The following is a 14,065-nucleotide window of genomic DNA, read 5'->3' as shown; positions in this document are numbered from 1 at the left end:
TTTTCTATATTTGATTTCTTAGTTAATACAAATATGGAGTCAATACGAGTACATTTGCCAAAAGATTTACGAATGAACGACGATGAGTTTATTCGTTTTTGCCAGGACAACCCGGACTTGAAATTCGAGCGCCGGAAGAATGGCGATATCGTTTTTATGGCAAACACCGGCGGAGAAACAGGAAATTACAATTTCGAGCTTAGCGTTACATTTGGCATCTGGAACCGACAAGCCAAATACGGGAAGTTTTTCGATTCGTCAACGGCGTTTCGGCTTCCCGATACGTCGATTATGTCGCCCGATGTCGCTGCAATCTCACAAAGCCGTTGGGATGCCCTTACATCCGAAGAGCGTCGTAAGATTTTGCATCTGTGTCCAGATTTTGTACTGGAACTGCGTTCGAAATCGGATCGCTTGAAAGACTGCTTCGAGAAAATGGATGACTGGATGGTAAACGGTTGTCGGCTGGCCTGGTTAATCGATTTAGACAATCAGCGAACCTACATATATCGTGCAGATCAAGCCGTTGAAGAACGTAGTGGTCTAGGAATTTTGACCGGCGAAAATCTACTACCCGGTTTTACATTAGACGTAGCAAGCTTATTAACGTAGTACTACCTTACATAGACAGGACGATTTGGCGAATATTGTTTGTCAGATCGTCCTGTTCGCATTTATTCTAGCCGCTTTTTGTATCTTAGCCTATCAAATTGTCACGTAGCTTTACTGAATGGAACGCTTTACAGGTCTGACAGGCATTGTTTTAATTCTGGGGATTGCCTATGCCCTTTCAAATAATCGAAAAGCAATTAATTACCGTACCGTTGGAGTCGGATTATCTCTTCAATTTGGGTTAGCGGTATTTGTTTTAAAAACCGACGTTGGTCAACAACTTTTTCAGGGGTTGGGCCACTACGTTGACCGTCTTCTTCAAAAAGCCAATACGGGTGCCGAATTCGTCTTTTCATCTCTGGTCAGAACAGATGTTCTGGTTAAAGCCTTTGGCCCCGGCAATGATTTTATCTTCTTTTTCAAGGTAGTTCCAACGATCATTTTCGTAGCAGTTCTAGTCAATATTTTTTACCATTTGGGTATCATGCAGCGCATTGTGGCGGTTATGGCCCGTGCAATGAAGTGGCTCATGGGAGTTAGTGGTGCCGAAGCGCTGTCGAACGTAGCTAGTACGTTTGTTGGTCAGGTCGAAGCCCAAATCATGATCAAGCCTTATCTGAACGGCATGACTAATTCCGAATTGTTGGCTAGTATGACCGGTTCGTTTGCCTGTATTGCCGGTGGTGTTTTGGCAGTTTATATTTCTCTGGGTGTTCCAGCTCCTTATTTACTGGCTGCCAGCATCATGGCTGCTCCGGGGGCTTTGGTTATCAGTAAAATAGTGATGCCCGAAACAGAGACTTCTGAAACCCAAGGCATTATAAAAGTAGAGATCAAAAAAACACATGCGAATCTGCTCGATGCCATTGCCGCAGGTGCCAGCGAGGGTTTGAAAGTGGGACTTAACGTAGTAGCTATGCTGATCGGCTTTATTGCACTGATCGCCCTGCTTGATAGTATTTTATTCCGGATTGGTTTCTACTTAATCGGAATTGATTACCTAAGCATGAACTTCCTACTTGGTAAAGTCTTCTCCATTTTTGCGTGGGCAATGGGAGTTCCCGGTAAGGACATTCAGGAAGCTGGTTCTCTGATGGGTACTAAAATGGTGGTGAACGAGTTCGTTGCTTATCTCGATCTGGTAAAAGTGAAACAAACCCTTGAGCCAAAAACCATTGCTATTGTCAGTTTTGCACTCTGCGGATTTGCTAATTTTAGTTCGATTGCCATTCAGGTTGGCGGTATTGGTGAACTAGCTCCCAATCGACGGAGTGATTTAGCCCGATTAGGCTTCAAAGCACTCATCTGCGGTACCTTGGCAAGTTATATGTCGGCAACATTGGCGGGTTTACTGTTGTAACGTAGTAAATCCATAGTTTGCCGCCCGGCTTCAGTTCAACTGAAGCCGGGCTTTTTTATTTCAGCACTTTTTCTTTCCGATCATCAACCCTAACTTCGAGTTAATAGTTTTTCTACTAAACACCCTTAACATTTCATGATCCAGACCCGACTAATTCCTCGAACGGCCGAAGCCCACGAGCCACCGTTACTCATAAAAACGATGCTGGCCCAATCGCTACGTTACGAACCCCAACGCGAAATTGTTTACCGCGATTTATTCCGGTTGAATTACATTCAGCTTAACGAACGCGTTAGAAAACTGGCAAACGTTCTGACCGGGTTAGGTATAAAACCTGGCGATACGGTAGCTGTTCTGGATTGGGATAGTCACCGCTACCTTGAATGTTTTTTTGGTGTCACGAGCCTGGGAGCCATTCTTCATACCGTTAACGTTCGGCTTTCACCTGCACAGGTTTTATACACAATGAATCACGCGGAAGATAAAATCGTGTTGATTCATGAGGATTTTCTTCCTATTCTAACCGCTATAAAAGGCCAGCTAACTACGGTTGAAACATACGTAGTGCTCAGCGACAAAGTATATACAGGTTCAGAAGAAATTACGGAGCTGGCAGCAGTTCCGGAAGGTTTTGCCGGTGAATACGAAGCCTTACTTAAAGCAGCTTCCAAAGATTTCGAATTTCCAGATTTCGATGAAAACACGTGGGCCACTACGTTCTATACGACGGGTACAACGGGCAATCCGAAAGGTGTATATTTCTCGCATCGGCAGTTGTTTATGCATACAATGGGCCTGTTAACCTATATAATTGGTTATGAAGCCATGCCTTTTAAAGGTTCTGCCGATGTGTATATGCCCATTACGCCTATGTTCCACGTCCATGCGTGGGGATTTCCATTTCTGGCAACCATGATGTCGGCCAAGCAGGTTTATCCCGGCCGCTATGAGCCTGAACTACTCTTGAAGTTGCTGATCAAAGAGGGCGTTACGTTATCGCACTGTGTGCCAACAATTTTAAATATGCTTGTCAGCAACCCGGCAGCTCAGAAATTTCAGGAACCGCTTAGTCGTTGGAAAGTATTGATTGGTGGCTCAGCACTAACAAAAGGGCTGGCTAAAGCGGCTATTGATCTGGGAATTACCGTTTTGGCTGGTTATGGTATGTCTGAAACAGCTCCGGTTATGGCTGTTGGCTATTTGAACGAAGCGGAGCAACAACTTCCTATGCCGGAGCAGCTTGAACTTAGAACCCGTGCCGGACGTATTTCGCCTTTTGTTGACATGCGTTTAATGGATGACGAAGGAAATTTTGTTCCGCATGACGGTCATTCACTCGGCGAAATTGTGGCACGTGGTCCCTGGCTTACTCAGGGTTATTATAATGACCCTGAACGCGGGGCTGATCTTTGGAAAGGTGGCTGGTTACATACCGGAGACGTAGCCAGTATTTCACCTGATAACTGGATTACGATTGCCGACCGAACAAAAGACGTCATTAAAACCGGTGGCGAATGGGTATCATCCTTAGATATGGAGGACGTACTGTCGCAGATAGAAGGCGTTGCAGAATCAGCCGTGATCGGTTTACCTGACGAACGATGGGGAGAACGACCCCATGCGCTTATCATTCAGAAACCGGGCTATAATCTGACTGCTGAAAGTATAAAAGCTGGCTTACAGGCGAGAGTTGATCGGGGAGAATTACATAAATGGTACGTTCCTGATCGGATTTTGTTCGTCACCGAGATTCCAAAAACCAGCGTTGGCAAGATTGATAAAAAACGGATTCGAACAGAGATGAAAGACGCCATTCTGGCTTCTTAAAATTTGCTTATATGATACGTATTGGTTTGCTTTCTGACACACACAGTTACCTTGACCCAACACTTTTCGCGCATTTCGATTCCTGTGATGAAATTTGGCACGCAGGAGACGTTGGAGCATTAGATGTTGTTGAGCAGCTACGTGCCTTTCGTCCGCTACGTATTGTATCTGGAAACATCGACCATGAAACGCCTGAACTACCAGCTAACCAACGATTCGTCTGTGAAGAGTCAACGATATGGATGACCCATATCGGCGGGAGCCCACCAAAATACAATCCAACTGTTCGACCTATTTTGCAGACGGATACTCCGGATATTTTTGTTTGTGGCCATTCGCATATTCTCAAAGTAGTACGTGATCCGGGTCTAAACAATATGATATTCATCAATCCGGGAGCAGCTGGTAAAACCGGATTTCATACAATGCGAACAGTGCTACGTTTCTCGCTTGATGCCGGAAAAATTCTAGATATGCAGGTTATTGAGTTGGGCAAAAAATAGGTCTTCTTAATATAAAAAGCCCTTCCTGATCAGGAAGGGCTTTTTATATTAAATCAGATTCTTTATAGTGGCAGCGATTCAGGTTCTGTTTCGGCAGGTTTGGCTTCTTTGCCAATTTCCTCTTTAACTTCTTCTGCTACGCCTTTATTCTTATAGGCTTGATAAACCGTTTCGCGTTCAAAAGGACGTTTGCCAATAAGACGAACCAAATCGTTCTGATAGAGAATTTCTTTTTCAAGTAACTCCTTCGCGATGATTTCCAGAGCTTCCCGCTTATCGGTCAGCAAACCTATCGTGCGCTTATAGGCAACGTCAACAATTTTACGAACTTCTTCATCAATATGTTTAGCCGTTTCTTCCGAATACGGCTTGTTGAATGCATAATCAGCCTGTTTCGAATCGTAGAACGATATGTTACCGATTTTATCATTCATGCCATACATCGTTACCATGCTATAAGCCAGCTTGGTAATACGTTCCAGATCGCTTAAAGCACCCGTCGATACTTTACCGAAGATGATATCTTCAGCAGCACGTCCACCCAATGCCATGCACATTTCGTCCATAAGCTGTTCGGTACGATACAGATACTGTTCACGCGGCAGATACTGAGCATAACCCAACGCGGCTACGCCACGCGGTACAATTGTCACTTTAACGAGTGGATCAGCATGTTCCAGATACCAGCCTGCTACGGCGTGACCAGCTTCGTGATAGGCAACAATCTCTTTTTCTTCAGGAGAGATGATTTTGTTTTTCTTTTCCAGACCTCCAATTACACGGTCCATCGCATCCTGGAAGTCTTTCATATCAACCGCATCCTTATCGCTACGTGCCGCAATCAGAGCAGCTTCGTTACAAACGTTTGCGATTTCGGCACCGGCAAAGCCTGGCGTTTGGGCAGCCAGTTCTTTTGGATCAACATCTGCCGCCAGTTTGATTGGCTTCAGGTGTACCCGGAAAATAGCTTCACGACCAATAATATCGGGCTTGTCGATGCTGATTTGACGGTCAAAACGGCCCGGACGTTGCAAGGCTGAATCCAATACATCAGGACGGTTGGTTGCGGCAAGAATAATGATACCAGAATCGGTAGCAAAACCATCCATCTCGACCAGCAGCGAATTCAACGTATTTTCACGTTCGTCATTAGCACCGGGCATAGAACCACGGCCACGCGAACGGCCAACGGCATCGATCTCATCAATAAAGATGATACAGGGTGCTTTTTCTTTAGCCTGCTTGAAGAGGTCACGAACCCGAGCGGCTCCTACCCCAACGAACATTTCAACGAAATCGGAACCTGAGAGCGAAAAGAAAGGAACACCCGCTTCGCCAGCAACAGCTTTCGCCAATAACGTTTTACCTGTACCTGGAGGGCCAATCAACAAAGCACCTTTCGGAATTTTCGCACCCAGTTTCGTAAACTTGGTCGGATTTTTCAGGTAGTCAACAATTTCCTTGATCTCTTCTTTAGCTTCGTCGAGACCTGCTACGTCGTTGAACGTAATTTTCACTTTGTTATCTGCATCAAACAACGCTGCTTTCGACTTACCAATATTGAAAATCTGACCACCCGGTCCACCCGCTCCCGACATCCGGCCAAGCAAGAAATACATAGCCAGAATCATAACAATCAGGAAGCCCCATGTACTGATGATGCTACCTAAATCACTACGTTGCTCGAATCGGTAATCAATTTTTTCGTTATCGGGCATGCCCTGCTGAATCACGTCAAGATCTTTCTTGAATGTTTCGCCAGAGGCAATTTGAAACTGGTAATGCGGTCCGCTGTTTGAACCAAAATAAGGTTTTTCGGAAAAAAGAGCGCGGTATTTAGGGCTCTGGGCCGCTTGTGGAGTGAGAGTGACTTCGGCTATTTTGTCATTAACAACTACTACCTCGGCAACTTCATGGTTCTTCACCATGCTCTCAAAACGCTTCTGCGTGGTTTCACGCGTGGCAGAGCTTCGGTTAAAGAACGTAATGCCAAGAATAGCGGCAATCAGCAACGCAACAATCCAGCCCTGAAAGTTGGGCTTACGCGGCCCACCACGGGGTACTAACGGATTTCTATTATTATTCTCTGCCATTTCTTCAGGTTATACTGACTTTTCTATTTCAAAAAATAACATCGTTTCCAGAGTGAATGTTTCCTCTTCGAAACGCTTGGGATAAGCGGTTGTCATTTCCCATCAACGGCCAATTAGCTTTGAGTATGGTATTAACCTGTCAAAATTAATCAGTTCTACTTCAGGATGCTACTGTCAGGTTGTCCTCTTCAATCAAATGAATTTCGGCATCACCCCACAATTGTTCCAGATCGTAGAAAGCACGGCGGTCTTTTTTAAAGATATGTGCCACCACATCTACGTAGTCCAGCAAAATCCATTCACGGTTAAGTTTCCCTTCCCGATGCCAGGGGTTCTGTTTACTGACTTTATATACTTCTTCTTCAATGGATGTTCCGATGGCGTCAATCTGCGTATCTGAGTTACCCGAACAAATAACAAAGTAATCACAGATAGCATTTTTAACCTGACGCATGTCCATCACAACTATATCCTGCGCCTTCTTCTCCTGCATTCCCCGAACAACCAGATCACGTATTTGCTCGATGGTAAATTCTTCCTTTTTGTTAATTCTCATGCTTTCGGTTTAACATTGCACGATAGCCAATCAGCGGGTACTTTGTCTGCCGGGTAAAAATACCCTAGCACCATCCACTAGCTCTACTACTAAACTATACAATATTTTGTACAAAATCTATCCCAAAACCCTTTTTGTTGGACAAATAATCCAATATCTGCCAAGCTGTCAGTCTACTAACGACGAAGCGTCTGCTTTGATTGCCCGAACTGACCCAGTCGAAGGTACTCTTGTCATTACTGACAACCAGACAGCCGGACGTGGCCAACGTGGCAATCAATGGATTGCAGCATCAGGTCAGAATTTAACCTCTTCACTGATTCTGAAACCATCTTTTCTTCGGGCTACCGAGCAGTTTTGGCTTAATATAGCAATCTCGCTAGGTATTTACGATGCACTGCAACCTCTTCTGGGAGATCAATTACGCATAAAATGGCCCAACGATGTGTATGTAGGCACCAAAAAATTAGGAGGAATTTTAATTGAAAATACGCTTCACGGCGCAAATATAGCGTGGTCTGTAGTTGGTATGGGACTCAATATCAACCAGATAGAAATGAGTTACGCAACGGCCACATCATTACAACTAGAATCGCCCCTACCGAATGGATATGATCTGCCCGGTTTACTAGGTATGCTTTGTGAATCACTGGAACAACGCTACCTTCAATTACGCTCAGGGCAACGAGAACTACTAAAAACCAATTACTTACAGATACTTTATCGCTATCAGGAAGAGCATCTGTTTGAAAGCCAGGGGCAATTTTTTATAGGAACTATTACGGGCATCGACGCAATGGGCCAACTGGCTGTTCTGGAAAATAGCGTAACACGTTATTTCGGTTTTAAAGAAATAAGCTTCGTGGGTGAAGTATGATGTAGTAAGTATAATATATGATCTAACTCAAAACCATATATCATACTTACTATATCATACTTCATATATCATTTTATCGCTTCTTCAACAGGATTACCTATGCATCCGCTAGGTTCGAGCAGGCCGAGTAGAGCCGTAACAGTTGGAGCAATATCGTGAATGTGCGTCCGACGTAGCGTTTGGCCTGGACGAATACCCCAGCCATAAATCAGAAATGGCACGTGTGTATCATAAGCATACGTAGTGCCGTGTGTAGTGCCTCGGCTGCGGCCTTCAAGCCAGCCCGGTGGCTGCATTACGTAGAAATCACCACTACGGTTTGGGTGATTTACGTTACGGAATAAATTAGCCTGCAATTCTGGCAGTGCCTCTGCTCCCAGATTATGCAAATTCACTACGTTGACAACCGCTTTTATCGACAGTAACTTGCTACGTAGCAGTTCATAAACATCCTGCATCGCAATCTTCTTTTCAACCAGCAACGCATGATTCAAATAAATCTGCTGGTTGATGTACGACAGCATCCACTGACCGGGTCCATACGCTTTCTCGAGGGTTGCCTTCACCGTTTCGCCAATTTCGCCGTAGCTCCGAATTCCCGCTGGAATACGGTATTGCTGCAAAAATCCCGGAGCATCGACAACGCCGTGATCGGCAGAGAGAAACGCTGTCCATTGGCCTTTCCCAACGGTTGCGTCTAATTGATTGAAAATTTCGGTCAATTGTTTGTCGAGCCGAATGTAATTGTCTTCTGTTTCGATGGCGTGTGTACCGAATGCGTGACCGATGTAATCGGGCGACGAGAAACTGACGCATAACATATCTGTTACGTCTCGCTGGCCTAATTTTTCTTCCTTTAGAGCCGTCAGTGCAAATTCTTTGGTTAGCTGGTCACCGAATGGACTAGTGCGTAGCGGCTCATACTTGCTACCACCCGCCTGAATGGCAAACGTATGTGGAAAAACTGATTTGGTTTCACCCGCTAAAATTGTTTCATATGGCTCATCATCAACGGTACTTTCGGTGTATTGAGCCTCAGGCAACGACATTTCCCATTTCTGGCTTAAGTATTGATCCGACAGTTTACGGGCGTTAAATGCCTTTACCCACTCAGGTAAGTCCTTCATATAGAACGTACTACTGATGAAATTACCATCTTTCGAATCATACCAATAAGCAGCATCGGCGGCATGACCAGCGGGTAAAATTGCACCCCTATCTTTCAAGGCAATACCAATCACTTTGGCCCGACCATCGGTAGCCAATTTAAGCTGATCGCCAATGGTAGTCACAAGTAAGTTGCGGGGCGACATTTTGCCAGCACTACCCGTATTCCCCACCGTTGTTACGGTCGTATCTTCTGCACAATAGAGCAATCGGCCGATGTTACGTTCATAAAAATCGTTACCAACAATGCCATTTAATGCCGGTGCGGAGCCCGTATAAATTGCCGCATGACCCGGTCCCGTATACGTAGCAGCGTAATGGTAATGGTTATTACGGGCATTAAATCCGCCATCCATCATCCGACGGAATCCACCTGTACCAAATTTTGAATAATAGCGGTATAAGTAGTCATAGCGCATCTGATCAACCACAATCCCAACCACTAATTTGGGTCGGGCAATTGGCGATGGCGTTGCCGCCGTTTTTTTCGGCTGGGCGATAGCAAATACGGTATGAAGCGTTACGAGTATACCAGAGATAATTAAACGCATAAGCTGCTACGTTAGTAGTTGAAATAACATTTTCGCAAATGTATAAAACAATTGATGGTCACAGATCAATAAATCGGCATGACTGGCAGATTCGTATACAACACTCATTTATTTGCTACGTTCAATGGTGTACTGTACCAATTGGTGCATAGACTGCCGATACTTTGAATCGGGGAAGGAGTTCAGTAACGATTGTGCGCTGGTAACGTATTGATTCATGGCTTCGGTTGCGTATTCAATACCGCCCGATTTCTTCACAAATTCGATGACCTCGTTTACCTTCCGGGGATTATCGCTTTCGTTTTTGATGGTATTAATGACCCGGCGTTTCTCCATAAATCCGGCTTTGCTGAGCGCATAGATGAGTGGAAGTGTCATTTTTTTCTCTTTGATATCAATGCCTAGTGGTTTACCAACCTCCGCCGTTCCATAATCAAACAGGTCGTCTTTTATCTGAAAAGCAATACCCACCTGTTCACCAAATGCCCGCGCCTGCTCAACCATTTCTGCATCTGCACCTGTCGAACGGGCACCTACAGCACAACAAGCAGCAATAAGTGAAGCCGTTTTCTGGCGTATGATATCGTAATAAACCGTTTCGGTAATATCGAGCCGACGTGCCTTTTCAATCTGTAGTAATTCACCTTCACTCAATTCACGTACCGCCCGTGAAACAATTTGCAGCAAGTCAAAATCGCCATTATCCACAGAAAGTAATAAACCGCGTGAAAGCAGATAATCACCCACCAGCACCGCTACTTTGTTTTTCCAGAGCGCGTTTATCGAGAAAAACCCGCGTCGATAGTTCGAATCATCTACTACGTCGTCGTGAACCAGCGTGGCTGTATGAAGTAATTCAATAAGCGATGCGCCCCGGTACGTTGCTTCGGTTATCTGGCCGCAGATACCGGCCATCAGGAATACAAACATCGGGCGCAACTGCTTTCCTTTCCGCTTCACGATATAATTCATGATTTGGTCGAGCAGCATTACCTCGCTTTTCATCTGCCCTCGAAATTTCTGCTCAAATAAGTCCATTTCAGCAGCAATTGGGGCCTGTATATCAGCGACGGAGAGGGGCATTTTTTTCAATCGTTAACGATCCGACGAGTCGGCTGGGAATCGGTAGTCGTAAATCAACCAGCGATTGAATTGAATCAATCGACTGGAAACTATTGACTGATAGTTATTCAGTGACAATATTAGTAAGGAAAGCGCAGACGCCGAAAGACGTTTTGCAATTCTGGCCGTTCTTTCGCAACTATCGTTGTGTTTGCACGTTTTGTTTATTAATTGAAAACCCTCAACTTACCAGCTTCGACGTTCATTTTAATACTTCTGTCTGCAATGATCGATAATCCTATTCCGCCCGTTCCGCAACCAGCCGCTGTGCCTCCTCCATCAAATTCGTCAGTAAAAGCATTAGTTCTTGGTGGCGGTTCATTAAAAGGGGCTTTTCAGGTTGGCGCCGTAATGGCCTTGTTCGAATCTGGCTTTGTGCCCGATCAGCTTTATGGTATTTCGGTTGGTAGCCTGAATGCTACGTTCATTGCACATGAAGCAGCTCGTCAGCAGAAGGAAACGGGAAAAGTTGACTGGCAAAAAGTAGGACGACAGTTGATGGAGTTCTGGATACGTAACATTACAAAACCTGAAGACGTAGCGATTATTCGGTCACGGTTTTTAATGGGCTATAATACAATCATGAGCCGATTCGATGGTCTGCTAGATAACAGCCCAATTCAGAATTTGATTCGAAATACGATTGATCTGGAAGGAATTAAAAATGGCCCCGTAAAGCTTAAGGTAGGTGCCGTCGATATTATCGAAGGCGATATGTATTATGCTGATGCGCACGATCCGAATTTTCTGGATTATGTATTTGCCAGTAGTTCCCTACCGTTTCTGATGCCAGCGATTCAGGTTGGTGGCGATCATCGGCGGGCGTTTCTGGATGGGGGCTTACGTGAAGTAGCTCCGTTACGTGTCGCTATTGAAGATGGCGCTACCGATATTGCCTGTGTAGCCTGCCACGCCCGAAAAATTTATAACGAGAAATTCAATTATCGGAACCTGTTGAATTTGATGGATCGGGTTAAAGATATTACGGTGAATCAATTAGTTAACAATGATATTGCCTGGGCCGAACGCTTCGCGGAACGTGAAAAACTACATGGTCGCGACTTGAACCTCACCGTTGTGCGCCCAACTGAACCGCTCTTCCTGAATATGATGAAATTCACCTCCGACGACATTGGTCGTTTGATTGTGATGGGTTATCAGGCTGGTGTTGAATTACTGAAAGGGAAGCGGGTTGCGGAAAAGAAATAACATTACGTTATTCGTTTATTTAGCGTGCTGAATAAGGTCCGTGTACAGCCTTAATTTTAAATGATTCGTTGGTATCGTCTAGAATCAGCACGCGATACGTTTTCCCGCCTTTATCGACACGTATCACTACGTGCCCGGATTCACTTTTCAAACGGGGTAACAAATCCTGAATAGGTGGTTTTGCTTCATTGAGCAAATTAATCGCAAACACATCTCGTGGGCCTTTGTAGCTCTGATTAGAAAAAACCCGTTCCAATACATCACGGCCGGGGTGCGATGATGCCCAGGCCGGAATCACCAGCACGCGAGGACGCAAACTAGCCAGCAGTGTTCCATTTTCTGAATCCGGATAGCCATGATGATTCAGCAAATGAACATCGACAGGCCCTGATATTTTGGCAATTGGCGTTTCAACATCATGCCAGGCTGGTGCACCAAATTGGAGAACGCCCTGAATATCGCCCCCCGAAAAATAAGTAAAGTCGCCATAACGTAGCAGAAAGACGATACTGCACATATTTTCGTTCGGATATTCAGCCGGTTTCAATGTACTTAAATCGGGAAAAATAGCCTGTGTTTCGCTTCCTTTCCCTGTCCAGATTTTGCCGTTGACTGCGAGGTTTCTAATGTCAAACTGTTGCTGATACGTTGCTGCTTTGCGACGTAACACAATCTGATCGCTACGTCCGGCCTGAAAGCGCTCCACCGCTACGTTGTTATTCGCTATTTGCCACTTCAAAAACTGACGATAATTGCTAACCATCGAATCGGCCGTAAATGGGCGCGGATACGTGTAATCAGGCCAGCCACGGTCAATTATTTTTCGAATCGGGATATAATCGGCAACTTCGGTAATACCACTCGCTACGTATCCGCCATCAGAACGCTTCGTTACGTTCAGCGGTGTTCCCATATGATCGTCGTGAAAATGCGTAATCATGGCATAGTCGATAACGGGATTTTTCTGAAAACGTAACGTATTACGGATGTAACGCGCAATCCATTCGCCAGCCTGCCGTGTGTTGTCTGGTTTAGTAGGAATATTTCGGGGTTTGTTGATGCGCCAGTCAAGCGAGTTAATGGCTCCAGCGTCAACTAGCAACGTAGTACCATCGGGCAGGATAGCAAACGTAGCATTTCCCTGACCCGTATTGATGTGATAAATATCGAGCTGTCCTTCCTCCCAGTTTGGCAACGTACTGCCCGTCTGTTGCGCTTTTACACTTAACGAATACAGCAGTAACGCAAGAATTAGGAAACGAATCATAATCATTAGAACAAAGCGTTTACTTCCTGCGGACGATCTGTGGTCAGAATATCACCTCCCTGCTTGACGATTTTCTTATAACCAGTACCAGCTTCGGCCATTGGTTTTTCGTCTAACTGACCGGTTCCATACGTACCAACAGAACTGAGAATGCCTAGTTTATGCAGTCGTTCATAAAACGATGTTGGCTGAAGTACCTGAGGAGTTAAAGCGACTAAACGTCCTTGCTTTACAAGTGGATTTTGTTCGAAACGGTCCAGATCGGCCATGCTGTTCACGCCTAACGCCAGCCAGAGCGTTGGGTATTGGTCGCGCATTCGCTGGGCCTCGGCAGGTGAATAGCAAATGACAAACACCGAATGTTCGGCCTGATATTTCTGCACCATCTTCATCGTTCGTCCCAAATCAGTCCCAGGCTTTACATCCAGGGCCAGTACGTAGCGATTTTGATTCCAGTTTAATACGTCGGCGAAAGTAGGAATTGGCTCATCGGTTAGCTGGCCGGACAATGTTTTAAGTCGAACTTTCTTCAGATTATCGGATGTCCATTCTGTTACGTTCCCTTTCGCATCCGACTCCCGATCCAACGTAGCATCGTGGAGCAGAACGAGCGTGCTGTCTTTGGTCATTCGCACATCCATTTCAATAATGGCGTCGGGCAGATCTTTAGCCGTTTTATCGAACGTAGTAATGGAGTTTTCCGTATCACCTTGCCCCGGCCCACCGCGATGGGCGAGAATAAGAGGTCGCTTACGGTTTGGGGTATACTCAAAAAACTCATCCAGTGTCTGCGTTTCACGAAAACGATCAATCTGTTGAGCCATACTCTGGCTCCCGAACAGAAAAAACAGGTAAACAAAAACTGACTTTCTCATGATACAAACCAAAAAACAAAAATCCCCACATAAACGATGCGGGGAT

Annotated in this window: 12 protein-coding genes; 6 read left to right on the top strand and 6 right to left on the bottom strand. The window is 45.2% G+C overall.

Annotation, left to right across the window (positions count from 1 at the left end; all coding sequences use genetic code 11):
- The first annotated feature begins 33 nt into the window (after positions 1–33).
- The 4 genes from ACYVD4_RS11495 (at position 34) to ACYVD4_RS11480 (ending at position 4,302) form a co-directional block, all read left to right on the top strand.
- A complete protein-coding gene (locus tag ACYVD4_RS11495; protein WP_460945613.1) occupies positions 34–612 on the top strand; it encodes a Uma2 family endonuclease in 579 nt (192 codons plus the stop codon).
- A gap of 118 nt (positions 613–730) precedes the next feature.
- Positions 731–1,972 carry a NupC/NupG family nucleoside CNT transporter gene (locus ACYVD4_RS11490; protein WP_460945611.1) on the top strand — a complete coding sequence of 414 codons (1,242 nt, stop codon included), beginning with the start codon at positions 731–733 and terminating at the stop codon, positions 1,970–1,972.
- A 135-nt stretch (positions 1,973–2,107) separates the two neighbouring features.
- On the top strand, positions 2,108–3,799 hold the full coding sequence (locus ACYVD4_RS11485; RefSeq protein WP_460945609.1) for a fatty acid--CoA ligase: 1,692 nt from the start codon (positions 2,108–2,110) through the stop codon (positions 3,797–3,799).
- Positions 3,800–3,810: 11 nt separating this feature from the next.
- Positions 3,811–4,302: a metallophosphoesterase family protein gene (locus ACYVD4_RS11480; RefSeq protein WP_460945607.1), complete on the top strand. Its 492-nt coding sequence runs from the start codon at positions 3,811–3,813 to the stop codon at positions 4,300–4,302.
- 62 nt (positions 4,303–4,364) lie between these two features.
- Here ACYVD4_RS11480 and ftsH read toward each other — a convergent pair whose 3' ends face one another.
- Positions 4,365–6,395, bottom strand: coding sequence for an ATP-dependent zinc metalloprotease FtsH (ftsH, locus tag ACYVD4_RS11475; protein ID WP_460945605.1), 2,031 nt, complete (start codon positions 6,393–6,395; stop codon positions 4,365–4,367).
- A gap of 160 nt (positions 6,396–6,555) precedes the next feature.
- The gene (gene rsfS / locus ACYVD4_RS11470; RefSeq protein WP_460945603.1) at positions 6,556–6,951 is read right to left on the bottom strand and encodes a ribosome silencing factor; all 396 of its coding nucleotides are present in this window, start codon (positions 6,949–6,951) and stop codon (positions 6,556–6,558) included.
- A gap of 106 nt (positions 6,952–7,057) precedes the next feature.
- Here rsfS and ACYVD4_RS11465 point away from each other — a divergent pair, with 106 nt between their 5' ends.
- Positions 7,058–7,828, top strand: a complete 771-nt coding sequence (locus ACYVD4_RS11465) for a biotin--[acetyl-CoA-carboxylase] ligase (protein WP_460945601.1) — start codon at positions 7,058–7,060, stop codon at positions 7,826–7,828.
- A gap of 68 nt (positions 7,829–7,896) precedes the next feature.
- Here the strand turns inward: ACYVD4_RS11465 and pafA are convergent, their stop codons facing one another.
- A complete protein-coding gene (gene pafA, locus ACYVD4_RS11460; RefSeq protein WP_460945599.1) occupies positions 7,897–9,546 on the bottom strand; it encodes an alkaline phosphatase PafA in 1,650 nt (549 codons plus the stop codon).
- 108 nt (positions 9,547–9,654) lie between these two features.
- Positions 9,655–10,629: a polyprenyl synthetase family protein gene (locus ACYVD4_RS11455; protein ID WP_460945597.1), complete on the bottom strand. Its 975-nt coding sequence runs from the start codon at positions 10,627–10,629 to the stop codon at positions 9,655–9,657.
- A gap of 264 nt (positions 10,630–10,893) precedes the next feature.
- On the opposite strand from ACYVD4_RS11455, the gene ACYVD4_RS11450 reads away from it, so the two are divergent.
- Positions 10,894–11,877: a patatin-like phospholipase family protein gene (locus ACYVD4_RS11450; protein ID WP_460945595.1), complete on the top strand. Its 984-nt coding sequence runs from the start codon at positions 10,894–10,896 to the stop codon at positions 11,875–11,877.
- Between the two features lie 19 nt (positions 11,878–11,896).
- On the opposite strand, the gene ACYVD4_RS11445 is transcribed toward ACYVD4_RS11450, so the two are convergent.
- Both ACYVD4_RS11445 and ACYVD4_RS11440 read right to left on the bottom strand, forming a co-directional pair.
- Positions 11,897–13,144: a ComEC/Rec2 family competence protein gene (locus ACYVD4_RS11445; RefSeq protein ID WP_460945593.1), complete on the bottom strand. Its 1,248-nt coding sequence runs from the start codon at positions 13,142–13,144 to the stop codon at positions 11,897–11,899.
- Positions 13,145–13,149: 5 nt separating this feature from the next.
- The gene (locus ACYVD4_RS11440; RefSeq protein WP_460945591.1) at positions 13,150–14,019 is read right to left on the bottom strand and encodes a glycerophosphodiester phosphodiesterase family protein; all 870 of its coding nucleotides are present in this window, start codon (positions 14,017–14,019) and stop codon (positions 13,150–13,152) included.
- Between the last annotated feature and the right edge of the window lie 46 nt (positions 14,020–14,065).

It is taken from the genome of Spirosoma daeguense (assembly GCF_054776875.1).
This window is presented reverse-complemented; position numbering and strand designations above follow the sequence as displayed.

Coding starts and splice junctions, on each gene's coding strand:
- ACYVD4_RS11445 (WP_460945593.1), bottom strand. CDS start 13,144: ATGATTCGTTTCCTAATTCTTGCGTTACTGCTGTATTCGTTAAGTGTA.
- ACYVD4_RS11440 (WP_460945591.1), bottom strand. CDS start 14,019: ATGAGAAAGTCAGTTTTTGTTTACCTGTTTTTTCTGTTCGGGAGCCAG.
- ACYVD4_RS11490 (WP_460945611.1), top strand. CDS start 731: ATGGAACGCTTTACAGGTCTGACAGGCATTGTTTTAATTCTGGGGATT.
- rsfS (WP_460945603.1), bottom strand. CDS start 6,951: ATGAGAATTAACAAAAAGGAAGAATTTACCATCGAGCAAATACGTGAT.
- ACYVD4_RS11455 (WP_460945597.1), bottom strand. CDS start 10,629: ATGCCCCTCTCCGTCGCTGATATACAGGCCCCAATTGCTGCTGAAATG.
- ACYVD4_RS11495 (WP_460945613.1), top strand. CDS start 34: ATGGAGTCAATACGAGTACATTTGCCAAAAGATTTACGAATGAACGAC.
- ftsH (WP_460945605.1), bottom strand. CDS start 6,395: ATGGCAGAGAATAATAATAGAAATCCGTTAGTACCCCGTGGTGGGCCG.
- ACYVD4_RS11485 (WP_460945609.1), top strand. CDS start 2,108: ATGATCCAGACCCGACTAATTCCTCGAACGGCCGAAGCCCACGAGCCA.
- pafA (WP_460945599.1), bottom strand. CDS start 9,546: ATGCGTTTAATTATCTCTGGTATACTCGTAACGCTTCATACCGTATTT.
- ACYVD4_RS11480 (WP_460945607.1), top strand. CDS start 3,811: ATGATACGTATTGGTTTGCTTTCTGACACACACAGTTACCTTGACCCA.
- ACYVD4_RS11450 (WP_460945595.1), top strand. CDS start 10,894: ATGATCGATAATCCTATTCCGCCCGTTCCGCAACCAGCCGCTGTGCCT.